Origin of the sequence: Acidovorax sp. (assembly GCF_034519795.1) — a bacterium.
Taxonomy (GTDB): domain Bacteria; phylum Pseudomonadota; class Gammaproteobacteria; order Burkholderiales; family Burkholderiaceae_C; genus Acidovorax.
On record NZ_JAXHOB010000012.1, the window covers coordinates 16907 to 38536 of the forward strand.

Genomic DNA, 21630 nt, shown 5'->3' on the forward strand with positions numbered 1-21630 from the left:
AGCCTCACCCCGCCTTGCGGAAGGTCAGGTTGATGCGAAAAGCGCCGGTCAGTGGGTGCACGGCCTCGGCCAGCGGCATCACGCCGTGGTAGCGCAGGCGCGCCGGGCCGCCCCAGACCACCACGTCGCCATGGGCCAGGGGAATGCGCTGCGGCTTGTCGGCGCGCGCATCGCCACCGAACAGGAACACGGCGGGGATGCCCAGCGAGACCGAGACGATGGGGTGCTCGTGGCTTTTCTCGTCCTTGTCCTGGTGCAGCGACAGGCGCGTACCGGGGGCGTAGCGGTTGATGAGGCAGGCGTCGGGCTCGAAACCGGCAAAGCCTGCGGCATCGGCTGCCTCGCGCGCCAGGGTGGCGAACACGGTGGGCAAGGGCGGCCAGGGCCGGCCGCTCAGCGGGTCGGCCCGGCCATAGCGGTAGCCGCTGCGGTCGGAGATCCAGCCCAGCGGGCCGCTGTTGGTCATGGCCACCGACATGCGCTGGCCGCCGGGCGTTTCGAGGTGGCGGAACGGGGCATGGGCGGTGATCGCGTCCACGGCCTGCAGCAGAGAAGGCGCCACGCCAAGTGCAAAGCCGCGCAGCAGCGCCGCCCCGGGGGCCAGGGCTTCGCGGGTGCCGGCCTGCTGCGCCAGCAGCAAGGCCTCTTCGTCGTCGCTGAACAGGTTCAGGGTCATGTGGCGTCGTGGAAGATGATGCCAGCGGTGTGCCGCATGCCCGAGCGCACGCGGCTCACGCCATGGCGCATGTTCACGCGGTAGGGCCCGCGCGTGCCGTTGACCGGGCGGTGGTGCACAGCGAACACCACGGCATCGCCCTGGCGCAGGGGCACGACCTCGGCGCGCGACTGCATGCGCGGGCGCTGCTCGGTGAGCACGAATTCGCCGCCCGTGAAGTCGCGGCCCGGCTCGGACAGCAAAATCGCCACCTGCAGCGGAAACACATGTTCACCGTACAGGTCCTGGTGCAGGCAGTTGTAGTCGCCCGCCTCGTACTGCAGCAGCAAGGGCGTGGGGCGCACCTGGCCGGCCGCGTGGCAACGGTCGATGAACTCGGCATGCGTGGCCGGGTAGCGGGTGGCGATGTCCATCACTGCATTCCAGTGGTTGGCCGTGGGGCACAGGTGCAGGTACAGCGCCTCGCGCAGCCCGGCCACCAGCGGCGGTAGCGGGTAGGCGAAGTACTGGTACTCGCCCTTGCCGAAGCCGTGGCGGGCCATCACCACGCGGCTGCGAAAGAGGCCTTCTGTGGCATACAGGCCGGCCAGGGCTTGGCACTCGCCCGGGCTGAGCAGGGCAGGGAGAATGACCGCACCCTCGGTGTTCAGGGTGTCTGACACCGTGGCCCAATCCATGGCACCGGCGCGGGCAGCCCAGTCGGTAGTCTGTTCGGGAAGGCGGGCATTCATGCGGGCTGGCCCTCGGTTTGGCCGTGCGTGGCCTGCCGCTGCTCGCGCTCCAGCAGGGCCTGCTTGCGCTCCACGCCCCAGCGGTAGCCCGACAGGGCGCCATCGTTGCGCACCACCCTGTGGCAGGGGATGGCCACGGCCAGCGCGTTGGCCGCGCAGGCCTGGGCTACGGCCCGGGCGGCCGTGGGGGCGCCGATGCGCTGGGCAATCTCGGCATAGCTGGCCGTTGCGCCGGCGGGAATGGCCTGCAGCGCCTGCCATACGCGCTGCTGGAAAGCGGTGCCCTGCACGTCCAGGGGCAGGTCCAGCCCGAGGCCTGGCGCCTCGACAAAGGCCACCACCCGCGCCACCAGCGCGTCGAAACTGCGGTCGTCGCCCACCAGATGGGCCTGGGGGAAGCGGTCCTGCAGGTCCTGCGCCAGCACCTGGGCATCGTCGCCCAGCAGGATGGCGCACACGCCGCGCGCGCTCTGCGCCACCAGGATGGCCCCCAGCGAGCACTGTGCAATCGCAAAGCGGATGGTGACCTGCCTGCCGCCTGCCTGGTAGCGCGTGGGCGTCATGCCCAGCACGCCGTCGGCCTCTTCGTAGAAGCGGCTGGTGGCGTTGTAGCCGGCATTGAAGATGGCATCGGTCACGCTGCTGCCGGCCACCGGCGTGGCCAGCTCGCTGCGCACACGCCGTGCGCGCTGGGCGGCGCCATAGGCCTTGGGCGTGAGGCCCGTGGCCTGCTTGAAGATGCGGTGAAAGTGGTGCGCGCTCAGGCCCACGCGGGCGGCCAGTTCGTCCAGCGTGGGTGGCGTCTCGGCCGCCTCGATGATGCGGCAGGCCTCGGTGACCAGCGCGGCATGGTGCGCCACGGGCGACGCCTGGGTCGGCTTGCAGCGCTTGCAGGGGCGAAAGCCGGCCTGCTCGGCCTCAAGCGTGCTGGCATGGAAGCGCACGTTCTCGGGCAACGCTGGCCGTGCGGCGCAGCTGGGGCGGCAGTAGACCCCGGTGGTCTGTACCGAATAGTAGAAGCTGCCGTCGGCCTTGGCATCACGCGTGCGCACCGCCGCCCAGCGCGGATCGGCCAGGGTGGCTGCGGCCTGGGCGGCCTTGGTGGCCTTGGCGGGGCGGGTGGGCGGCATGGTGCTGTCAGCGGTGGCGGTGGAATGCATGGGTGGCCTCGCAAAGTGGATGGAGATGGCCTGAATGTAGAAACAGCCTGCGATCCACGCACCCCGAAGCTTGCTTTTGAATTCTGCACCTTCGGCGACCGCCCCGATGCCGACTGGGTTTCAGGGATCGGGGACAAAGGGCCGCGCCCTGCGCAGCCCCGTCCCGCCCCAGCGTTTGGCGTCCTCGCCGGGTATCGCCAGCGGGTTGTTCTGCGGTTCCGACAGGGGGGCCAGCAGGGCATGCAGGTCGGCTTCGCTGAACTTGACGGCGCCCTCGGCATCGTGCCCCAGCACGCCCTGGGCCAGCGCGGCCTTACGCGCCTGCAGCTCCAGCATGCGTTCTTCGATGCTGCCTTCCACCACCAGCTTGTAGACGAACACCGGCTGGTCCTGTCCGATGCGGTGGGCGCGGGCCGTGGCCTGTTCTTCCACGGCGGGGTTCCACCAGGGGTCCATGTGGATCACGGTGTCGGCGGCCGTGAGGTTCAGGCCCACGCCGCCGGCCTTGAGGCTCACCAGCAGGATGGGCGGGCTGGTCCCGTCCTGCGCCTGGAACTGTCGCACCACGGCGCCACGCTGGCGTGGCGGGGTTTCGCCCGTGAGGCGCAGGAACGGCAGCTCCAGCGTTTGCAGTTGCGCTGCCACCAGGTTGAGCATTTCGGTGAACTGCGAGAACACCAGCACGCGGCGACCCTCGGCGACCAGCGCGGGCAGCATGTCGGCCAGCAGTTCGAGTTTCGCACGCTCCATGCCGGCAGAGGTCTTGCTTCCTTTGACCAGCCGTGGGTCGCAGCACACCTGGCGCAGCTTGAGCAGGGCGTCGAGGATGCTGATCTGCGCGCCGTCGAAGCTTTCGCGCTCCAGCACGCGGCGCACCTGCTTGTCGGCGGTTGCACGCACGGCTTCGTACAGTTCGCGCTGCCTGCCCTGCAACTGCACGCGCTGGATGACCTCGGTGCGTGGGGGCAACTCGGTGGCCACGTCCTGCTTGCGCCGGCGCAGGATGAAGGGGCGCACGCGCTGCGAGAGCAACTGCGCGCGCAAGGTCTCGCCGTTCTCCTCGATGGGTTTGCGCCAGCGCGCGTTGAAGCTGCGCACGTCGCCAAGGAAACCCGGCATGAGGAAGTCGAACTGCGCCCACAGCTCGCCCAGGTGGTTTTCGAGCGGCGTGCCGGTCAGGCACAGCAGGTGCGGGGCTTGCAGGCGGCGCAGGGCGCGCGCGCTGCGGCTGCCGGCGTTCTTGACCATCTGCGCTTCGTCCAGGATCAGGAGGTGAAAGGTCTGCGCCGCCAGCGCCTCCACGTCGCGCCAGAGCAGGGGGTAGGTGGTGAGCACCAGATCGTGCTCGGCAATCTCGGCAAACAGCCTGCCCCGGTCGGGGCCGTGCAGTGCCAGCAGGCGCAGGCCGGGCGCCATGCGCTGGGCCTCGGCTTGCCAGTTGAACAGCAGCGAGGTGGGCAGCACCACCAGGGCCGGGCGCGTGAGGCGGCCGGCCTCCTTTTCCACCAGGATATGGGCCAGGGCCTGCGCGGTCTTGCCGAGGCCCATGTCGTCGGCCAGGATGCCGCCCAGGCCCTGGGCGCGCAGGTACTGCAGCCAGGCCAGGCCTTCGAGCTGGTAAGGGCGCAACTGCACCTGCAAGCCATTGGGTGCGGCGACCGGCTCGGGCGTGCCGATGGCCTTCAGGCGCTTGGCCAACTGGGACAGGCCGATATCGCCCTGCAGCTGCCAGTCGTTGGCACTGTCCACCCGGTGGGCCTGCACCAGGCTGGCGCGCAGGGCTTCGAGCCGGCGCAGCTCCCAGGCGCCCAGGCGCAGCGGGTCCCCGTCCTGGCGCTGGTTGCGCTCGGGGTCGGTGAGCAGGTCGACCATGGCCCCCACGATGGCCTTGAGCGGGCCGGCGGGTGCGTCGATGCGCCGCCCGCCCGGTGCACGCAGCGAGATGATCTCCAGGTCGTCGATGCGTGCCAGGCGCCGCGCGATGAGCCAGCGCGCGTCGCGCTTGAGCAGATCGGCCAGCATGGGCGCCAGGTCCAGCGTCTCGCCGTCGATCTCAATGCCCAGGCTGAGCAGCCAGGCGCCTTCGCGCGCGGGCAACTGCAGCTTTTGCACCGGCCGCTCGCGCGGGCCCACCGGGCCGGCCAGTTCCTTGCCCAGCACTTCGCCGGTGTCGGGGGCGATGAGGAGCTTCCAGCGCTGCACGGGCACGCTTTCATGCGCAAAGCCCGGCCGCACCACCACGCTCCAGCCCTGGGCCTGCATGCGCGGCACCTGCTCGGCCCAGAAGTCGCCGAAGAAGGCCTCCTGTGCCAGCGTCCACAGCGGGCCCAGGTTGGCCGCCGCATCGCGGTTGCGCCACTGCAGCGAGCGGGCGTCCACGGGCAGCAGACCGAGTTCCCACACCAGGTCCATGGCGTCGGACTCTGCGGCCAGGTCGCGCTGCATGCGCACCACGGGGCCGCCGATGTCGTACAGGTCCACGAGCGGCGCCGGGCGCGAGTTGAGGATGGAGGTGGGCGCGGGCGCCTGCCAGGCAATGGCGGCCTGGGGCGTTTCTTCGAGCCGGTAGGTCCAGTCGATCTGCGCCAGCGTCACGCTGTCGCCGCGCGGGCCCATCTTGCCCTGGGGCTTGAGGCCCAGCAGCCCCTCGCCCCGTCCCAGGGTCATGAGCGTGATGCGCGGCTGGAAGTGGCCGGCGGCAATGCCGGGCGGCAGGGCGGGGCGCCTGGATGGGATCGCCTCGGCGCTGGCCTCCCCGTCTCCGCGCATCAGCCCCATCACCCTGGCGGCCTCGGCGTCGGTCAGCGGTGGCAGGGCCTTCAGGGCTGCGGCATCGGCCTGGCGCCGCAGTGCCGCCACCCAGGCAGCAATCACCGCCTGGCGGTCAAAGCGCGGTGGGACGGGTTCTGCGGAAGGGGAGGGAGGGTCACCGGGGCGTGTCACTGGGCGATGATTGTGCCCGCACTACCCGACACGATCAGGCACTACCCGACCACCGGCACGGCGTAGTGCATGACGGATGTGTCCGACCCACCCAGGTAGCCCGGCCCATAGATTTCCAGGTCTGCACCGCCGCTGTGGCGCTGTTCGGCCCCCGCCAGCCAGTTGGCGTAGATGTAGTTGACCGTGTGGTTTACGTTCTCCGGCGCGCCCCGGTGCTCGAAGGTGGCGTAGCGCGCGGCCGGTACTTCGAAGTGCACCATGCCCTCGGGGACCTCGCTGACCTGCGAGACCTCAATGGCTGCGTGGTACAGCAGCAAGTCCGAGGTGCACGCGGTCTGGCTCACCACGCCGTAGCAGACCCCGGGCACCCGGTGGGGGACTTCTGCCAGCCGGGGCATGAAGCTCGCCCACAGCGGGGGCAGCTTCTGGCCCAGGTTGTCCTTGTCGGAGTCGGCTCCGTAGAAATGCGTGGCCAGCCCCACCAGTTGCAGGGGCGGGCGCTCGCGGATGTCGGGGGCGAGCGACAGGTTGCGGTCCAGCTGGCGCAGGTAGTCTTCGTCGAACTGGATTTTCTTGACGAAGAGGCTGCGCTTGCCGAACTTGCGGTACTGGTTGGGCGTCAATGCAAAGCAGGACTTGAAGGCGCGCGTGAAGCTCTCCTGTGTGTCGTAGCCTGCCGCCAGGGCAATGTCCAGAATGCCCAGGCGCGTGTTCAGCAGTTGGTCCAGCGCCTTGGCGAAGCGCCGGGACCGGATATAGGTCTTCAGCGTCTCGTTGGTCAGGGCCTTGAAGATGCGCTGGAAGTGCCACTGGCTCAGCCCCGCCGCCCGAGCCACCTCCGACAACTCAATGTCGGCATCGAGATGCGCTTCGATAAAGTCGATGCCGCGCTGGATGCGGTGCAGGTAGAACATGCGGGGCACTGGATTCAGGGGGTGTCGTAGAAGCCGGTCATGGCCACCAGCTTACCCTGGGCGTTGTACTGGCCAAAGCTCACGCCTTCTCCCATCACTGCGCCGCTGACGTCGTGCATCTTCCACTGGGCCATGCAGACGTTGTGGTGGCTGGTGAAGCGCTCGGTCACAAAGTAGGCGCCGGGTATCTGCTGGTGAAAGCCTTGCATGGTCTGCGCCAGCGCCTCCCAGCCCGAGGCCACGCCCAGCGGGTCGGTGTAGGTGCAGTGTTCATCCAGGCTGGCGGCGAACAGGGCGTGCTTTTCAGCGGGTGTAGGGGCCTTCCATGAGGCGACGTAGGTCTCCCAGGTGGTTTGCAGTGCGCGGTCCATGTGTGCTCCTTGGGGTGAATGGAAGCTGTCGATGGTGCCCATCGCTGCCGACTGGTTTTGATATTTTGTGCTTACCGATCAGGACCTGCCACCCTGCACCGCAGGCTCTGCAGCGGATGGCCGCAGCCGGCTGCCCTGCAGGTTCATCGCAGCGGCGGCCAGCAAAATGGCGGTGGCCCCCAGCCACTGCGCGGGTTGCAGCCGGTGGCCGAAGGCAATGAAATCCACGCCGATGGCCACCACTGGGTAGATGAACGACAGCGCGCCCTGCAGGTAGGTGGGCAGCTTCTGCACCGCGCCATAGAGCAGGATGTACATCAGCCCGGTATGCACCACGCCCACGGTGACCAGCAGCAGCCAGGTGCGCGGATCCTGGGGCAGGGCAGTGAAATTGGCGAACGGCGCCAGCATGAGAACCCCCACGCAGACCTGTACCAGCGCGATCAGGTGCGGCGGTGTGCCCGTGAGCCGCTTGGCGATCACCGAGGCCACGGCCCAGAAGAAGGCGGCGCCCAGCGCCATCGCAATCCCCAGCGCATAGTGGCTGCCCGCATCGCCTGCACCCGGGCGCGCCTGCACGATGAGCAGCATGCCGCCAAAGGCCAGCGCCAGCCAGCCGAGCTTGGGCAAGGTGACGCGCTCGCCGAACAGCAGCGCACCAAAGGCCACCAGCATGAAAGGCTGGGTGTTGTAGACCGCCGTGGCAATCGAGATGGAGGCGTGTGAATACGCGCCGAACAGCAGCAGCCAGTTGGTGACAATGGCCACACCGCCGAGCGCGGCCCAGGCCGCCTGGCGCCAGCTGAGCACGCCACGCAGAATGCCCATGGCCGCGCAGACCAGGGCCAGCGTGGCCGCGCCGAAGGCGCAGCGCCAGAACACCACGTCGAGCGCGGCCTGCCCCGATTGCACGACGAACCAGCCGATCGTGCCCGAAATGGCCATCGCACCGCCCATCTCGAGCGTGCCCTGCGTCTTCTTGTCCATCACCATTCAACCCCTGTAGTCAGATGCACCGAGTGTAGAAAAATGGGGATGCCAGATGAATGGTCAAAACAAGCTGATTGTTCAGATAGTCCTCATAATCGAAGGCATGGCTTGAAATTGGAGTGATTTTCCATGGACCTGATTGATCAATCCATTCTGTCCGTGCTGCACGCGGACTCGCGCACCTCGCTCAAGCTGCTGGCCGAGCGGGTGGGCCTGTCGGCACCCAGCGTGTCCGAGCGGCTGCGCCGGCTGGAGGAGCGCGGGGTGATCCGCGCGTTCACGCTCGACATCGAGCCGCGCGCGCTGGGTTACCAGCTGCAGGCCATCGTGCGTATCAAGCCGCTGCCGGGGCAACTGGCGGCGGTGGAGCAACTGATACGCGACACGCCCGAGTTCTGCGAGTGCGACAAGGTGACGGGTGACGACTGTTTCATCGCCCGGGTCTACGTGCGCTCCATCGAGCAGCTCGACGGTGTGCTCGACCGCATCGCCGACAAAGCCCAGACCAGCACCGCCATCGTCAAGGCGCAGACCATCCGGCGCCGGCCTCCGCCCTGGAATTTCGGTGGCTGAACGCTACCGCCCCAGCACCTTGGCGAACAGCTCGTTGCGAAAGTGGATGCCCATGCGCGCGAAGGCGCGGTTGCGGTAGGTCTTGACCGTGGGCACGCCCAGGCCCAGGTCGGCGGCGATGCCCTCGTGCGTCATGCCCTGCAGCACGCGGGCGCAGACGTCGAGTTCGCGGTCTGTCAGGTCGTGCTGCAGGAGCAGCAGCCGCTCGCGCAGGGCCGGCAGGCCCTGGGGCAGGGCGAGCAGGGCAGGGAGCACGGCATGGTCCGTGTCTTCCTCCTGCGCCAGCGGCACCATGGCCTGCGGGCGCGCCAGCGCGATGTGTTTGCGCGCCAGGGCCAGCAGCACGGGTGCCACGCTCTCGAAGCCGCTGATCTGGCCATCGCGAAACGGCGGCTGGTGCTGGTGGCGGTAGAAGTTGACCGCGAACACCGAGCCATCGCTCTCGTAGTCGACCACCGAGACGCGTTCGGCCACGCCATGCGCCTCGTAGACACGGGCGCGGTGCTCGCCCTCGACCTCGGTGGCCGTCACATGGCACAGGCGGGTCAGGGGTTCGACTGGCGTGTCGTCGAACGAACGGCCCCAGGTGCGGTCCTTGCGATAGGGGCCTGACAGGTACGCCCACCAGCAGTCCTGCGTGGTGTCGGGCACGCCCCGGCTGGCCGACATGAACAGGGTGGGCTTGCAGCGCTGGCCCGTGCGGTACACCGACCACGAGGCTGCAGGCAGCACGGGCGCCAGGTCGTCCAGCAGGCCGGATGCAAAACCGGACTCGCCCAGGCGCTGCACCATGCCGGCCAGGGCCTGGCCACTGGCGGGTTGCCTGCCCGATGCGGGCGGCACGGGGGGAAGCCATTGCCTCATGGGGTGGGGGAGATCCGTGTCATAGCGCTGTCATCCTCAGGGATGACAGGCGGTGGGCACAACCGGATTTACGCTAGGTTCATAACCAATTTTGCCGCCAGTACTGCCCATGTCCGAACTGCCACCCCTGCCCGAACCCCGCCTGAAATTCTTTGCCGACCTGCGCGTGCAGGTGGGTGTGCCGCAGGAGGTGGGGCACACCGCCCATGGCCTGCGCCGGCTGATCCCCATCACCGGTGGCACGGCGACGGGCGATGGCTGGAGCGCACGGGTGCTGCCCGGCGGCGCGGACTTTCAGCTCATCGTGAACGAGCGCCTGTCCGAGCTCGATGCGCGCTACGTGCTCGAAACCGATGGCGGCGACTTCATCTACGTACAGAACCGGGCCGTGCGCTCGGGCCCGCCAGAACTGATCGCACGGCTGGTGCGCGGCGAGCCGGTGGACCCGGGGCAGATCTACTTTCGCTGCAGCCCGAGCTTCGAGACCGCTTCGCCTGCACTGGCCTGGATCGCCGAGCGCATGTTCGTGGGCTCGGGGGCGCGCTACCCGGATGCGGTGGCGATGCGCTTCTTCGAACTGGCCTGAGTTTTCCCGTTTTCCTTTCCCCGACTCCCTCACAAAAACCACTGGAGACAAGCATGAAGACTTCTTTCAAACCCGTCCGGCGCGCCTTGCTGGCTGCGGCCGTGGCCACGGGCCTGGCAGCACCGTGGGCCGCCGCCCAGGCCCAGGCCACCGGCTACCCGAACAAGCCGGTGCGCATCATCGTCGGCTTTCCGGCCGGCACCGGGCCGGACATCGTGGCACGCCTGCTGGCGCAAAAGTTGTCCGAAGCCTGGGGCAACCAGGGCGTGATCGTGGACAACAAGCCGGGCGCGGGTGGTCTGATCGCCGCCAGCGAAGCGGCCCGTGCCGCGCCCGACGGCTACACGCTGATGCTGGGCGAAACCGGGCAGCTGAGCATTGCGCCCAGCAGCTACAGCAAGCTGCCGTACTCGCCGCAGAAGGACTTCGTGGCGGTGAGCCAGGTGGTCACGTCCGACTTCGTGCTGCTGGTCAATCCGCAAAAGGTGCCCGCGCGCAACGTCAAGGATTTCGTGGAGTGGACCAAGCAGCAAAAGGGCCTGTTCCTGGCCACCTTCGGCGCGGGCACGCCGGGGCACTTCGGCGCCTTCATGTTCGGTGACGCGGTGCAGTTGAAGCCCGAGCCCGTGCACTACAAGAACACGGCCGACGCGCTGGGCGGCCTGTTCAGCGGCGATGTGCAGGGCGTGTTCGCCAGCGTGGGCCTGGCCGCCCCCAATGTGAAGGCCGGCAAGTTGGTGGCCCTGGGCAGCACTGGCGCCACGCGCACCAACGCGCTGCCCGACGTGCCCACCATCAAGGAGCAGGGCTACGCCAACCTGGAGTTCTCGTCCTGGTTCGGCATCGTGGCGCCGGCCAAGACGCCGCCCGAGATCGTGGCCAAGCTCAGCGCCGACATCGTCCGGGCTGTGCAGTCGCCCGAAGGCAAGGCCAAGATGGAAGAGGCCGGCTTTCGCGTGACGGGCACGGGGTCGCCGGAGTTCACCAAGATCATCGCGGCCGACACGGTCACCTGGGGCAAGGCCGTGGCCGCCACCGGCTTCAAAGCGGATTGAGAACAGGAGACAAACCCATGCCTTCCATTCCATCCCGGGCGCTGAACGCCCGCCGCGCCGCGTGGCCCGTCGCCGCGCTGCTGCCCTTCGCGCTGGCCGCCTGTGGCGGCAACGACGACGGGCCCATGTGGCCCCCGGCCAATGGCGCCTACTCCGCAGCGTGTACCGGCCTGGTGGCCAGTGCCAAGCTGGCCGGCACCACGCTTGCCACCAGCTATGTGCCGCCCGACAGCAAGCGCCCCGGCGGTGCCGCCACCGGCGCCTTCCTCCCAGGCCACTGCGTGGTCACGGGCAGCATCAACCCGCGGGTGGGGGTGGACGGCAAGAACTACGCGATTGGTTTCCAGCTGAGCCTGCCGGACAACTGGAATGGCCGTTTCCTGTTCTTGGGAGGCGGCGGCAACGATGGCGTTCTGCGCGATACCTCGCTGAGCTCCAGCATCTCGATTGGCACGCCCTCGCCGCTGGGGCAGGGCTTTGCCGTCGTGTCCACCGATGGCGGACACATCGGCACCACCGCCAGCTTCGGCGCGGACCCGCAGGCGCGCACCGACCATGCCTACAACTCCTACGACAAGACGGCCGTGGCCGCTAAGTCGCTGATCGCCACGCACTATGGCCGCAAGCCCGACCGTTCCTACTTCTCGGGCTGCTCGGGCGGCGGGCGCCAGGGCATGGTGTTCTCGCAGCGCTTTCCGGACTATTTCGACGCCATCACGGCCGGCGCGCCGGCCATGCGCGTATCGAGCGGTGCCACGGTGGCCGCGATGTGGAACACGATTGCCTTCAACAGCATCGCTCCGCAGGATGCCTCGGGCAACCGCATCCTGTCGCAGGCCTTCAGCAATGCCGACCTGAACCTGGTGGCCAATGCGGTCAAATCCTCATGCGACGCGGCTGACGGTGTGGTCGACGGCATGGTGAACAACACCAAGGCCTGCCAGTTCAACCCGGCCGTGCTGCAGTGCAGCGGTGCCAAGGGGGTGGACTGCCTCTCGGCCGCGCAGGTGGGCGCCCTCAGCAAGGTCTTTGCCGGCCCGCGCAACTCGGCCGGCCAGGCGCTGTACGCCGGCCAGCCCTGGGACCCGGGCCTGGCCGCACCGGGCTGGCGCGCATGGACGCTGGGCAGTTCCACCACGGCCACGCCGGATGCGCGCTACATCACGCTGATGGTGGATGCGCTCATCAACGAGTTCTTCACGCCGCCGGACCTCACGTTCAACCCGCTGGCCTTCAACTTCGATACCGATCCAGCGCGCATGGCGGCGTACTCGGCCGTGTACGACACCTATGCCGACGACAAGCTCACGGCCTACCGGCAGCGCGGCGGCAAGCTGCTGTTCATCCACGGCATGTCCGACCCGATCTTCTCGGCCAAGGACACGGTGGACTACTACGAGCGGCTGGCGGCCAACAACGGCGGCATGGCCGGCACCCAGGGCTTTGCGCGGACCTTCCTGGTACCGGGCATGAACCACTGCTCGGGCGGCCCGGCCACGGACAGCTTCGATTCGATCCAGACCATGGTGGACTGGGTGGAGAAGGGCATCGCACCCGACACCATTGCCGCCCGGGCACTGCCCACACAGGCGAACTACCCGAACCGCACGCGGCCGCTATGCCCCTATCCCCAATTCGCCAAGTACAAGGGAACGGGCAGTGTGGAGGATGCGGGCAGCTTCACCTGCTCGGTGGATTAGCCCGAGGCGACTGCCCGCGCCTATTTCCTGGGGGCGGGGAGTTGCAATTGGGCTTCTTTCGCGACGCGCACACAGTCCTGCATGTGCTGCTCGCCCAGGTAGCGCAGCGTGGCATAGCCGATGGCCGCTGACACCGCCTGACCTGCCAGGGGCACATACTTGGCCAGTTGCTTGGTGGTCAGGCGCAGGCCCACGGTCTGTGTGGCGCGTATCACCAGTTCACGCGTGATGAGCTTGCCGATCAGCACCGAGCCGACCAGGCCCACGGCCTTTTGCACCTTCTCGCGCTTTTCGGGGTCGAGCTGGTCGAGTTGCTGGGCCGACAGGCCGAACTCCGAGCTGATCTGCGGCAGCAGGCGCGAGAGCAGGGCGGCGTCCACCGCCCAGTCCAGCCCCGGCACGGGGACGGTGCTGGCAGCGGCCGCCACCAGGGCGCGCCGGTGCAGCATGCGCCGGCTGCGCTGTACGGCAGCAGCAAGGGCGGGGTCGTCAGCAGCCATTTGTCGGGCAGTGGGCATGGATCACATCCAGAAAAGGTCTACGTCCGATCTGGGGCCGCTTCGGCCCAACGCAATGGCCATCAGTGCTCAGCTCTTGCCCTTGATCAGGCTGTAGATGAACAGCAGCACCATGGCGCCCACGATGGAGGCGATCCAGCCGGCCGCGTCGCCCTGCTGGTACCAGCCCAGAGCCACGCCCACATAGCTGGCCAGGAACGAGCCCGCCACGCCCAGCAGGGCCGTCATGATCCAGCCCATGGAATCATTGCCCGGTTTGATGGCGCGGGCGATGAAGCCAACGACCAGTCCAATCAACAGCGTTCCGATCAGTGAAAACATGTTTTGTCGCTTTGTATGCAGGTGAAAGAATGGCCCGACTGTAGCTGCATGGAAGGCGCCCGTCTGTCAGACAGGATGCATCGGCCCGTGGTGCGTCTGGATTGTTGACAATCTGCCGGCGTGTAGGACCTGTCGCACACGGTAGCGCGCGCACCGCTGATGACGGTTGGCACCGGGAGTGCCTAGAGTCAAGGGCATACCCAGCAATGCCCGCAGGAGTCCCGACATGCGCAGAACCGTCCCTCCCATCTCTCCCACGTCCTTCATGGTCGCCGTCGCGCTCGTGGTCGGTGTGTTTTCCGCAACTCCGTCAAGCGCGTTGGCGCAGGGCGATGAGGCCTCCCTGCAACGTGGCGCCGTGGAAGACATGACACCCCAGCAGCGCTACAGCACCGCCATCCGCGAGGCCGGTGGCGGCATGAGGGTAAGCCTGGAGGAGTGCCGGGCGATGGCGACGGCCGAACGCCGCGCCTGCGAAGCGCAGGCACGCGCCCGCTACCAGGCCGACATGGCGGCTGCCAAGGAGTTCCTCCGCAACCCGAACGCCAGGCCGGTGAACGTGATCGGCGGTCCCATCCGCAGCACGGAGTCCACCTACGTGGTCAAGCCGTGATGCAACGCAAAAGCGCGCCGAAGCGCGCTTTGTTCAGGGATGCTGGGGTGATTTACTTCGCGGCAGGTGCGCTGGTCTCGACCGCCGAGGCCACAGGCGTCACGCGGCGCGCACCATCGAAACGGCGCTGCCAGTACGAGACACGCATGTCTTCGACCCGGATTTCCGACCCACTGCGAGGAGAGTGAATGAATTTGCCGTCACCTACGTAAATGCCGACATGGCTGAATGCGCGGCGCATGGTGTTGAAGAACACCAGGTCGCCTGGCTGCAGTTCCTTCTTGTCGATCACCGTGGTGCTGGCGGCCTGCTGGTCCGCGCGGCGGGGAAGCAAAAGCCCCACCGTCTGCTCGTAGATTGCACGGACGAAGCCGCTGCAGTCGAAGCCGGTTTCAGCACTGTTGCCGCCACGCTTGTAACGGACACCCAGAAACTGCATGGCATTGCCCACCAGGTCGGTCGCCTTGTCCGCCACCGTATGGGCCTTGTCGGCCACGGTGTGCTGCATGTCCTTGAGCTGGGATATGAGACCCTTGTCCATCAGGATCTTTTCCATGTCATCCGCTTGACCGGTGGATGGTGCAGCCTGTGCGCTGACAGCGCAAGCCATGAGGAGGGTGCAAAACCATTTGGACATGGGGGCGAAGGGTACCACGCTAAATTGCCTGTTTTGTGAGGGAAGTCACGTAGGCCTGCACAAGGGGGCTGGACTTGCCCGCGCAGCTCCCTTATACCAACGGGTTGCATGGAACCCAGGTCCACCAAGGCTGACATGTATCTGACATCAAAATGCCGCATTTCTGCGCGCACCATGGGTTTTCTTGCTCTTTTTTCCGTAGCATCCGCAGGCATGGGCCACGCCCATGCCCAGGCGACTCCCGCGCCCGCCAGGCCTGTCACCTTGGCGTCAGTGGCCACGGGCCTCGTGAACCCCTGGGCCGTGGCTTTTCTGCCGGAAGGCCGCTTTCTGGTCACCGAGCGGCCGGGTCGCATGCGGGTGGTGGAGTCCAATGGCCAGTTGGGCCCAGCCCTCGCCGGCCTGCCGAGCATTGCCACCGGGGGACAGGGCGGCCTGCTGGACGTGGTGGCGGATACCGATTTCAGCCGCAACCGGCGCATCTTCTTCTGCTATTCCGAACCCGGTGCGGCCGGCACCTCCGACAACAGCACGGCCCTGGCGCGCGCCACGCTGGCCCCTGACAACCGCTCGCTGCAGGACGTGAAGGTCCTCTTCAGCCAGAAGCCCAAGGTGGCGAGCAACCTGCACTTCGGCTGCCGCATCGTGCAGGCGGGCGATGGCAACCTGTTCCTGGCGCTGGGCGAGCGCTACCACCGCAAGGACGATGCGCAAAAGCTCGACAACCACCACGGCAAGATCGTGCGCATCACACCCGATGGCGCGGTGCCGGCCGACAACCCGTTTCGCAAGCGCGCCGGGGCCCTGCCCGAGATCTGGAGCTATGGCCACCGCAATGCCCAGGGGGCGGCGCTTGCGCCGGACGGCAAGCTGTGGATGCACGAGCACGGCCCCCAGGGCGGCGACGAGATCAACCTGCCCCAGCCTGGCCGCAACTACGGCTGGCCGGTGATCACCTACGGTGAGAACTACGGCGGCGGCAAGGTGGGCGAGGGCACGGCCAGGGCCGGCATGGAGCAGCCGCTGCACTACTGGGTGCCTTCCATCGCGCCTTCGGGCATGGCCTTCCTCACCAGCGACCGCTATGGCGCCGCCTGGCGCGGCAGCCTTTTCGTGGGCTCGCTCAAGTTCGGTACGCTGCACCGGTTCGAGGTGGCGGGCGGCAAGCTGCAGCGCGAGGAGAAGCTGCTACAGGGCAACAACGAGCGCATCCGCGACGTGCGCCAGGGGCCCGATGGCTGGCTCTACCTGCTGACCGACAGCCCGCAGGGGCGCTTGCTGCGCCTGGCACCGGCGCCCTGAAGGTCCGCCCAGGGTCGTGGGGCTGCGACAATGGAGCATTCCCATTGAATTTCCCGGTACACGCCATGCTGCTTGACGCCTCCGAATCCCAACTCGTTCTGGTGGACTACCAGGAACGCCTGATGCCCGCCATTGCCGAAGGCGCTGCCGTGCTGGCCAATGCACGCCGCCTTGCGCAGATCGCGCAGCTGCTGGAGGTGCCGGTCTGGGGCACCGAGCAGAACCCCTCGCGCCTGGGGCCCAACGACCCGGCCCTGCGCGCACTGTGCCAGAAGACCCTGGCCAAGATGCACTTCAGCGCTGCGGAGGAAGGCCTGGGCGAGTGGCTGCGCCCCCCCGCCAAGGCCCAGCAGGGCGGCAATGCACGCAGCCTGCCCAAGCACCTGCAAAAGCCCGCCCAGCAGGCGCCCGAGCGCGGCACCATCGTGATAGCGGGCTGTGAAGCCCATGTCTGCCTGCTGCAGACGGCGCTGGACCTGATCGACGACGAGTTCGAGGTCTGGGTGGTGACCGACGCCTGCGGCTCGCGCACCGACCGCAACCGCGACGCCGCCTTCGACCGCCTGGCCGGCGCGGGCGCCGAGCTGGTGACCACCGAGATGGTGGCCTTCGAATGGCTGGGCAGTTGTGAACATCCCGCGTTCAAGGATGTGCTGGCGCTGGTGAAGAAGTAAATCCGCCGCTGCTGCCAGCCGCGAGGGCCTGCGCCAGTGCGCAGTGGGTTGCACCATGGGCCGGCAACAGATGATCCATGCGCAGCGAGCAGCGCCACGTCCAGAGGCCAGGGCGGTGAAAGCCGACATGAAGCGCAAGGTGCCCTCACTGGATGCAGGCTTTCCCTTCGTGCTGGCCCCGGCATGCGGCGTCTGCTTTGTCGCGCGGCTTGCCAATAGCCCGCTATGGGCTGCGCCGCCTCCTAGCCTGGCAGCGATTTCGGCAGATTGCCTTCTTCAACGAACTTCCAACCCGGGACACTAGACTGTCGCATCGCGGCCCGCGTTCCCATCCATGAAGAACCACCTACCTACTCACCCGGCCGCCGTATTGGCCCTGGCGTTTCTGGCCACCATAGTATTGGGCACCGCGCTACTGATGCTGCCCTGGGCCAGCGCCAGCGGCGAGGGCGCGCCGTGGCTGACGGCGCTGTTCACCGCCACCTCAGCGGTGTGCGTAACGGGGTTGGTGGTGGTGGACACGGGCACATTCTGGAGCCCACTGGGCCAGGGGATGATGATGGCACTTTTCCAGCTCGGCGGCTTCGGCATGATGACCTCGGCCACGCTGATGGGCTTGCTGATCGGCGGACACATGAAGCTGCGTACGAGGCTGCTGCTGCAGTCTGAAACCCGCGCGCTCTCGTTGGGCGATGTGCGCTCGGTGGCGCGCATGGTGCTGGTGGTCACCTTGCTGGTGGAGGGAATGGTAGCGCTGTGGCTGGCGCTGCGCTTTGCCGCCACCATGAACCTGGACTGGGACGAGGCGCTGTGGCAAGGTGTCTTCCATTCCGTATCGGCCTACAACAATGCGGGTTTTTCCATCTGGCCAGACAGCGTGATGCGCCATGTGACGGACGGCTGGGTGCTGGGGCCACTGATGCTGGCTATCGTTGTGGGCGGGTTGGGTTTTCCCGTCATCACCGAGCTATGGGCCAATTGGCGCAAGCGACATGCACGCTGGTCCGTCCACACTACGCTGACAGTATGGGGCTCTGTCGCGCTGGTGCTGCTGGGCACGCTGGGACTGTGGCTGGTGGAGCACAACAACCCCAGGACGCTGGGCAATCTGGGCTTTCTGGACCAGTGGCAGGCGGCCCTGTTCACCTCGGTCTCGGCGCGAACAGCAGGCTTCAACGCGGTCGACATTGGCGCGCTGAAGCTCGAATCGCTGGTGTTGCACTGTGTGTTGATGTTCATCGGCGGCGGTAGCGCGGGCACGGCCGGTGGCGTGAAAGTGACCACAGTCTTCTTGCTGTTGCTGGTGGTGTGGAGCGAAATCCGCGGCCGTGCCGATGTGGAGCTGCGCGGGCGGCGCATCTCCACCCAGGTGCAGCGCCAAGCCTTGTCGATATTGGTGCTCAGCGGCGCGGCGGTGTCGCTGGGGCTGTTGGCCATCATTGCGCTGACAGACCACCTGCCGCTGGAAAAGCTGATGTTTGAAGTGGTGTCGGCCTTTGCCACGGTGGGCCTGTCCACCGGCATTACCGCCGAGCTGCCGCCTGCGGCGCAGGGCGTGATCATTGCGCTGATGTACGCCGGGCGCGTGGGCGTGGTCACGCTGGCGTTGGCGCTGGCAATCAACCAGGTACCCAGGTCGTACCGCTACCCAGAGGAGAAACCGATTGTTGGCTAAATCAAACTCAACGCAGGGCGACAGCGTGGTCGTCATTGGCCTGGGGCGCTTTGGTGCGAGCGTGGCGCGCGCGCTGGTGGCCGCTGGCCACGAGGTGCTGGCCATGGATGCCAGCGAGGAGGTGGTGCAGGACCTCGCGCACGAGCTGCCGCATGTGGTGCAGGTCGATTCCACCGAGCTGCATGCGCTTGTGCAGCTGTCAGTGACCGACTTTTCCCACGCGGTGGTGAGCATCGGCACCAACCTGGAGGCGAGTGTTCTGACGGTGCTGAACCTGGCGCAGATGGGCGTGAAGGACATCTGGGCCAAGGCCAACAGCCCGCAGCACGGGCGCATAGCCGAGAGGGTGGGCGCGCACCATGTGATCTATCCCGAGGCCGATATGGGACAGCGCGTGGCGCACCTGGTGACGGGCAAGATGATGGAGTTCATCGAGTTCGACGATGGCTTCGCGATTGCCAAGACCCGAGCACCGATGGAGTCGCACAACAAGACGCTGGCGGTGTCCAACGTTCGCAAGAAGCACGGCATCACGGTGGTGGGTATCAAGCGGCGACACCAGGACTTCATTTATGCCAATCCCGAATCCGAGGTCAAGCCCGGCGACCATCTGATCGTGGCAGGTCCAACGAATCTGATCGAGAGGTTCGCTGCGCTTTACTGACTTGGGTTGCTTCCTCGCTGCTGGTGTCCACCCACAAGCCACCCACGAAGCCCCTGCGGGTCGATTGACGAGAAGTTGAAACCCAGCGAGCTCGCAAGGTCATGGGCACTCGTCAGCTTCCAGCAAGTCCGTTATGAATAATTATAAATTCAGAAATGCGCCAACCTCAGCGCACAGATGAGATGCTGGAGACACACCATGACGAGTTACGCCGACTTCTACCGCCACTCCATCGAGCAGCCTGACGCCTTCTGGGCCGAGCAGGCGACCCTCATCGACTGGCAGACCCCGCCCCAGCAGATCTGCGACTACAGCAACCCGCCGTTTGCGCGCTGGTACGTGGGCGGCACCACCAACCTGTGCCACAACGCGGTGGACCGGCACCTGGCCGAGCGGGCCGACCAACCGGCCTTGATCGCCATCTCCACCGAGACCGACAGCGAGCGCAGCTACAGCTTTGTCGAGCTGCATGCCGAGGTGCAGCGCATGGCGGCCGTGCTGCGGGCGCTGGGGGTGAAGAAGGGCGACCGCGTGCTGATCTACATGCCGATGATCGCCGAGGCGGCGTTTGCCATGTTGGCCTGTGCGCGCATCGGCGCGCTGCATTCGGTGGTTTTTGGCGGCTTCGCCTCGGGCTCGCTGGCCTCGCGCATCGAGGATGCCGAGCCCGTGGCCGTGGTCAGTGCCGATGCCGGTTCGCGTGGTGGCAAGGTCGTTCCCTACAAGCCGCTGCTGGACGAGGCCATCGCCCAGTCGCGCCACAAGCCGGCTGCGGTGCTCATGGTCAACCGGGGCATGGCGCCCATGCCACTGCACCCCGGCCGCGACCACGACTGGGCGGCCCTGCGCGCGCAGCACCTGGACGCAGTGGTGCCCTGCGAATGGCTGGAATCCACCCACCCGAGCTACACCCTGTACACCAGCGGCACCACCGGCAAGCCCAAGGGCGTGCAGCGTGACACGGGCGGCTATGCGGTGGCGCTGGCGGCCAGCATGCGGCATATCTTCGACGCCAAGCCCGGCGACACCTATTTCGCCACCAGCGACATCGGCTGGGTGGTGGGCCACAGCTACATCGTCTACGCGCCGCTGATCGCGGGCATGGCCACCATCCTGTACGAGGGCCTGCCGATCCGGCCCGACGCGGGGGTGTGGTGGAGCATCGTCGAGAAGTACCGGGTCACGCACATGTTCTCGGCCCCGACGGCCGTGCGCGTGCTCAAGAAGCAGGACGCGAGCTGGCTGCGCAAGTACGACGTATCGAGCCTCAAGGCGCTGTGGCTGGCCGGCGAGCCGCTGGACGAGCCCACCGCGCAGTGGATCAGCGATGCGCTGCGCGTGCCCATCATCGACAACTACTGGCAGACCGAGACCGGCTGGCCCATCCTCACGCTGGCCAACGGCATCGAGCGGCAGACCACACGCTTCGGCAGCCCCGGCAAGGCGATGTACGGCTATGCCGTGAAGCTGATCGACGAATCCACGGGCGAGGAGCTCACAGGCGCCAACCAGAAGGGCGTGGTCGCCATCGAGGGGCCGCTGCCACCCGGCTGCATGCAGACCGTCTGGCGCGACGACGAACGCTTCGTCAACACCTACTGGAAGAGCATCCCCGGCAAGCTGATCTACAGCACCTTCGACTGGGGCATCCGCGATGCCGATGGCTACCACTTCATCCTGGGCCGCACCGACGACGTGATCAACGTCGCCGGCCACCGCCTGGGCACGCGCGAGATCGAGGAGAGCATCGCTTCGCACCCCAACATCGCCGAGGTGGCGGTGGTCGGCGTGGCCGATGCGCTCAAGGGCCAGGTGGCCATGGCCTTTGCGGTGGCGCGCGATGCCAGCGGGCTCGATGACCCGGCCGCGCGCCTCGCGCTCGAAGGCGAGGTCATGCAGCGCGTGGACCGGCAACTGGGCGCCGTGGCCCGGCCCTCGCGCGTGCATTTCGTGACCGTGCTGCCCAAGACGCGCAGTGGCAAGCTGCTGCGCCGCGCCTTGCAGGCCGTGGCCGAACGGCGCGACCCGGGCGATCTGACCACCATGGAAGACCCGGCGGCGCTGCAGCAGGTGCGGGAACTGGTGGGGCAGGGCGTGGAGCCTGCCTGAACACCTGCTCAGCGGCCGTGCCGGATCTTTCCGCCGGCACCGCGCACGCTGGCCTCGATGAGGGCCTGCAACTCGGGCGACAGGTCGGCCACGGGCAGGGTGCTGAACTGGGCCGGGGAGAACAGCAGCAGCCAGACGCGCTCGAACTGCCAGACCTCCTTCACGCTGGACCAGGGCAAGGTGGCCAGGCCCGCATCCGAGGCGAGCGTGAAGCTGTCCTGGTCCGCCCGCAGCGTGGCCTCTGGCGTGCCGCCCATGTCGCGCAGCTTGCCCATGGCATTGCGGTAGTGCACCACATAGACGGTGGCGCACACCAGCAGGCTGATGGCCACCGCTGTGCCGGTCACCCCGATCTGCCAGGACCGGTCGCCGCGCGCCACCAGCACCCCGAACCAGAGGGCCAGCGCCGCACTGACCAGCAGCGTGCGCCGGCCCGTGGAGCGGCGCCAGAAGCAGAGGACGGCGTGGCGCACCAGGTCGGGGTGGTAGTGCAGGGTGGCTTGCAGGGGCATGGCAGGTCGGGTGTGTGGTGGACAGGCGGGAGTGTGCCATCG

General features: G+C 67.4%; 22 protein-coding genes. 10 read left to right on the forward strand and 12 right to left on the reverse strand.

The window, feature by feature from the left end:
- Positions 1-4: 4 nt before the first annotated feature.
- From alkB to U5N23_RS13675, 7 genes are all read right to left on the reverse strand, one after another.
- Positions 5-676 carry a DNA oxidative demethylase AlkB gene (gene alkB / locus U5N23_RS13645; RefSeq protein WP_322593347.1) on the reverse strand — a complete coding sequence of 224 codons (672 nt, stop codon included), beginning with the start codon at positions 674-676 and terminating at the stop codon, positions 5-7.
- Positions 673-1407: a 2OG-Fe(II) oxygenase gene (locus tag U5N23_RS13650; protein ID WP_322593348.1), complete on the reverse strand. Its 735-nt coding sequence runs from the start codon at positions 1405-1407 to the stop codon at positions 673-675. Before U5N23_RS13650 ends, alkB begins: the two co-directional genes overlap by 4 nt.
- Positions 1404-2537: a bifunctional DNA-binding transcriptional regulator/O6-methylguanine-DNA methyltransferase Ada gene (ada, locus tag U5N23_RS13655; protein WP_322593878.1), complete on the reverse strand. Its 1134-nt coding sequence runs from the start codon at positions 2535-2537 to the stop codon at positions 1404-1406. Before ada ends, U5N23_RS13650 begins: the two co-directional genes overlap by 4 nt.
- Before the next feature lie 150 nt (positions 2538-2687).
- Positions 2688-5510 carry a DEAD/DEAH box helicase gene (locus U5N23_RS13660; RefSeq protein WP_322593349.1) on the reverse strand — a complete coding sequence of 941 codons (2823 nt, stop codon included), beginning with the start codon at positions 5508-5510 and terminating at the stop codon, positions 2688-2690.
- 41 nt (positions 5511-5551) lie between these two features.
- Positions 5552-6424 (reverse strand): AraC family transcriptional regulator, encoded by an 873-nt coding sequence (locus tag U5N23_RS13665; protein WP_322593350.1) that lies wholly within the window; start codon positions 6422-6424, stop codon positions 5552-5554.
- 14 nt (positions 6425-6438) lie between these two features.
- The gene (locus tag U5N23_RS13670) at positions 6439-6795 is read right to left on the reverse strand and encodes a nuclear transport factor 2 family protein (protein WP_322593351.1); all 357 of its coding nucleotides are present in this window, start codon (positions 6793-6795) and stop codon (positions 6439-6441) included.
- Positions 6796-6873: 78 nt separating this feature from the next.
- On the reverse strand, positions 6874-7782 hold the full coding sequence (locus U5N23_RS13675; protein ID WP_322593352.1) for a DMT family transporter: 909 nt from the start codon (positions 7780-7782) through the stop codon (positions 6874-6876).
- 132 nt (positions 7783-7914) lie between these two features.
- Here U5N23_RS13675 and U5N23_RS13680 point away from each other — a divergent pair, with 132 nt between their 5' ends.
- On the forward strand, positions 7915-8358 hold the full coding sequence (locus U5N23_RS13680; protein WP_322593353.1) for an Lrp/AsnC family transcriptional regulator: 444 nt from the start codon (positions 7915-7917) through the stop codon (positions 8356-8358).
- Between the two features lie 3 nt (positions 8359-8361).
- Here the strand turns inward: U5N23_RS13680 and U5N23_RS13685 are convergent, their stop codons facing one another.
- Complete coding sequence (locus U5N23_RS13685; RefSeq protein WP_322593354.1) at positions 8362-9222, reverse strand: helix-turn-helix transcriptional regulator; 861 nt, start codon at positions 9220-9222, stop codon at positions 8362-8364.
- Between the two features lie 109 nt (positions 9223-9331).
- Here U5N23_RS13685 and U5N23_RS13690 point away from each other — a divergent pair, with 109 nt between their 5' ends.
- The 3 genes from U5N23_RS13690 to U5N23_RS13700 are packed head-to-tail and all read left to right on the forward strand — an operon-like array spanning position 9332 to position 12563.
- Positions 9332-9808, forward strand: coding sequence for a DUF3237 domain-containing protein (locus U5N23_RS13690; protein ID WP_322593355.1), 477 nt, complete (start codon positions 9332-9334; stop codon positions 9806-9808).
- 53 nt (positions 9809-9861) lie between these two features.
- Positions 9862-10863, forward strand: coding sequence for a tripartite tricarboxylate transporter substrate binding protein (locus U5N23_RS13695; RefSeq protein WP_322593356.1), 1002 nt, complete (start codon positions 9862-9864; stop codon positions 10861-10863).
- 17 nt (positions 10864-10880) lie between these two features.
- Positions 10881-12563, forward strand: coding sequence for a tannase/feruloyl esterase family alpha/beta hydrolase (locus tag U5N23_RS13700; RefSeq protein ID WP_322593357.1), 1683 nt, complete (start codon positions 10881-10883; stop codon positions 12561-12563).
- A gap of 20 nt (positions 12564-12583) precedes the next feature.
- Here U5N23_RS13700 and U5N23_RS13705 read toward each other — a convergent pair whose 3' ends face one another.
- Both U5N23_RS13705 and U5N23_RS13710 read right to left on the reverse strand, forming a co-directional pair.
- Positions 12584-13081 (reverse strand): hypothetical protein, encoded by a 498-nt coding sequence (locus tag U5N23_RS13705; RefSeq protein WP_322593358.1) that lies wholly within the window; start codon positions 13079-13081, stop codon positions 12584-12586.
- Positions 13082-13150: 69 nt separating this feature from the next.
- A complete protein-coding gene (locus tag U5N23_RS13710) occupies positions 13151-13402 on the reverse strand; it encodes a GlsB/YeaQ/YmgE family stress response membrane protein (RefSeq protein ID WP_322593359.1) in 252 nt (83 codons plus the stop codon).
- Between the two features lie 226 nt (positions 13403-13628).
- Between U5N23_RS13710 and U5N23_RS13715 the strand changes: the two genes are divergently transcribed.
- A complete protein-coding gene (locus U5N23_RS13715; protein WP_322593360.1) occupies positions 13629-14015 on the forward strand; it encodes a hypothetical protein in 387 nt (128 codons plus the stop codon).
- 52 nt (positions 14016-14067) lie between these two features.
- On the opposite strand, the gene U5N23_RS13720 is transcribed toward U5N23_RS13715, so the two are convergent.
- On the reverse strand, positions 14068-14652 hold the full coding sequence (locus tag U5N23_RS13720; protein ID WP_322593361.1) for a C40 family peptidase: 585 nt from the start codon (positions 14650-14652) through the stop codon (positions 14068-14070).
- 213 nt (positions 14653-14865) lie between these two features.
- Here U5N23_RS13720 and U5N23_RS13725 point away from each other — a divergent pair, with 213 nt between their 5' ends.
- The 5 genes from U5N23_RS13725 (at position 14866) to U5N23_RS13745 (ending at position 21076) form a co-directional block, all read left to right on the forward strand.
- Positions 14866-15954 (forward strand): PQQ-dependent sugar dehydrogenase, encoded by a 1089-nt coding sequence (locus U5N23_RS13725; RefSeq protein WP_322593362.1) that lies wholly within the window; start codon positions 14866-14868, stop codon positions 15952-15954.
- A gap of 65 nt (positions 15955-16019) precedes the next feature.
- The gene (locus tag U5N23_RS13730; protein WP_322593363.1) at positions 16020-16628 is read left to right on the forward strand and encodes an isochorismatase family protein; all 609 of its coding nucleotides are present in this window, start codon (positions 16020-16022) and stop codon (positions 16626-16628) included.
- A gap of 334 nt (positions 16629-16962) precedes the next feature.
- On the forward strand, positions 16963-18303 hold the full coding sequence (locus U5N23_RS13735) for a TrkH family potassium uptake protein (RefSeq protein ID WP_322593364.1): 1341 nt from the start codon (positions 16963-16965) through the stop codon (positions 18301-18303).
- Positions 18293-18967, forward strand: a complete 675-nt coding sequence (locus U5N23_RS13740; protein ID WP_322593365.1) for a TrkA family potassium uptake protein — start codon at positions 18293-18295, stop codon at positions 18965-18967. Before U5N23_RS13735 ends, U5N23_RS13740 begins: the two co-directional genes overlap by 11 nt.
- Before the next feature lie 198 nt (positions 18968-19165).
- A complete protein-coding gene (locus U5N23_RS13745; protein ID WP_322593366.1) occupies positions 19166-21076 on the forward strand; it encodes a propionate--CoA ligase in 1911 nt (636 codons plus the stop codon).
- An 8-nt stretch (positions 21077-21084) separates the two neighbouring features.
- Here U5N23_RS13745 and U5N23_RS13750 read toward each other — a convergent pair whose 3' ends face one another.
- Complete coding sequence (locus tag U5N23_RS13750; protein WP_322593367.1) at positions 21085-21588, reverse strand: YcxB family protein; 504 nt, start codon at positions 21586-21588, stop codon at positions 21085-21087.
- Positions 21589-21630: the final 42 nt, after the last annotated feature.

Excerpts from the sequence above, each read along its gene's own strand:
- alkB (WP_322593347.1), bottom strand. The coding sequence starts at position 676 with ATGACCCTGAACCTGTTCAGCGACGACGAAGAGGCCTTGCTGCTGGCG.
- U5N23_RS13650 (WP_322593348.1), bottom strand. The coding sequence starts at position 1,407 with ATGAATGCCCGCCTTCCCGAACAGACTACCGACTGGGCTGCCCGCGCC.
- ada (WP_322593878.1), bottom strand. The coding sequence starts at position 2,537 with ATGCCGCCCACCCGCCCCGCCAAGGCCACCAAGGCCGCCCAGGCCGCA.
- U5N23_RS13665 (WP_322593350.1), bottom strand. The coding sequence starts at position 6,424 with ATGTTCTACCTGCACCGCATCCAGCGCGGCATCGACTTTATCGAAGCG.
- U5N23_RS13670 (WP_322593351.1), bottom strand. The coding sequence starts at position 6,795 with ATGGACCGCGCACTGCAAACCACCTGGGAGACCTACGTCGCCTCATGG.
- U5N23_RS13675 (WP_322593352.1), bottom strand. The coding sequence starts at position 7,782 with ATGGACAAGAAGACGCAGGGCACGCTCGAGATGGGCGGTGCGATGGCC.
- U5N23_RS13680 (WP_322593353.1), top strand. The coding sequence starts at position 7,915 with ATGGACCTGATTGATCAATCCATTCTGTCCGTGCTGCACGCGGACTCG.
- U5N23_RS13685 (WP_322593354.1), bottom strand. The coding sequence starts at position 9,222 with ATGAGGCAATGGCTTCCCCCCGTGCCGCCCGCATCGGGCAGGCAACCC.
- U5N23_RS13690 (WP_322593355.1), top strand. The coding sequence starts at position 9,332 with ATGTCCGAACTGCCACCCCTGCCCGAACCCCGCCTGAAATTCTTTGCC.
- U5N23_RS13695 (WP_322593356.1), top strand. The coding sequence starts at position 9,862 with ATGAAGACTTCTTTCAAACCCGTCCGGCGCGCCTTGCTGGCTGCGGCC.
- U5N23_RS13700 (WP_322593357.1), top strand. The coding sequence starts at position 10,881 with ATGCCTTCCATTCCATCCCGGGCGCTGAACGCCCGCCGCGCCGCGTGG.
- U5N23_RS13705 (WP_322593358.1), bottom strand. The coding sequence starts at position 13,081 with ATGCCCACTGCCCGACAAATGGCTGCTGACGACCCCGCCCTTGCTGCT.
- U5N23_RS13710 (WP_322593359.1), bottom strand. The coding sequence starts at position 13,402 with ATGTTTTCACTGATCGGAACGCTGTTGATTGGACTGGTCGTTGGCTTC.
- U5N23_RS13715 (WP_322593360.1), top strand. The coding sequence starts at position 13,629 with ATGCGCAGAACCGTCCCTCCCATCTCTCCCACGTCCTTCATGGTCGCC.
- U5N23_RS13720 (WP_322593361.1), bottom strand. The coding sequence starts at position 14,652 with ATGTCCAAATGGTTTTGCACCCTCCTCATGGCTTGCGCTGTCAGCGCA.
- U5N23_RS13725 (WP_322593362.1), top strand. The coding sequence starts at position 14,866 with ATGGGCCACGCCCATGCCCAGGCGACTCCCGCGCCCGCCAGGCCTGTC.
- U5N23_RS13730 (WP_322593363.1), top strand. The coding sequence starts at position 16,020 with ATGCTGCTTGACGCCTCCGAATCCCAACTCGTTCTGGTGGACTACCAG.
- U5N23_RS13735 (WP_322593364.1), top strand. The coding sequence starts at position 16,963 with ATGAAGAACCACCTACCTACTCACCCGGCCGCCGTATTGGCCCTGGCG.
- U5N23_RS13745 (WP_322593366.1), top strand. The coding sequence starts at position 19,166 with ATGACGAGTTACGCCGACTTCTACCGCCACTCCATCGAGCAGCCTGAC.
- U5N23_RS13750 (WP_322593367.1), bottom strand. The coding sequence starts at position 21,588 with ATGCCCCTGCAAGCCACCCTGCACTACCACCCCGACCTGGTGCGCCAC.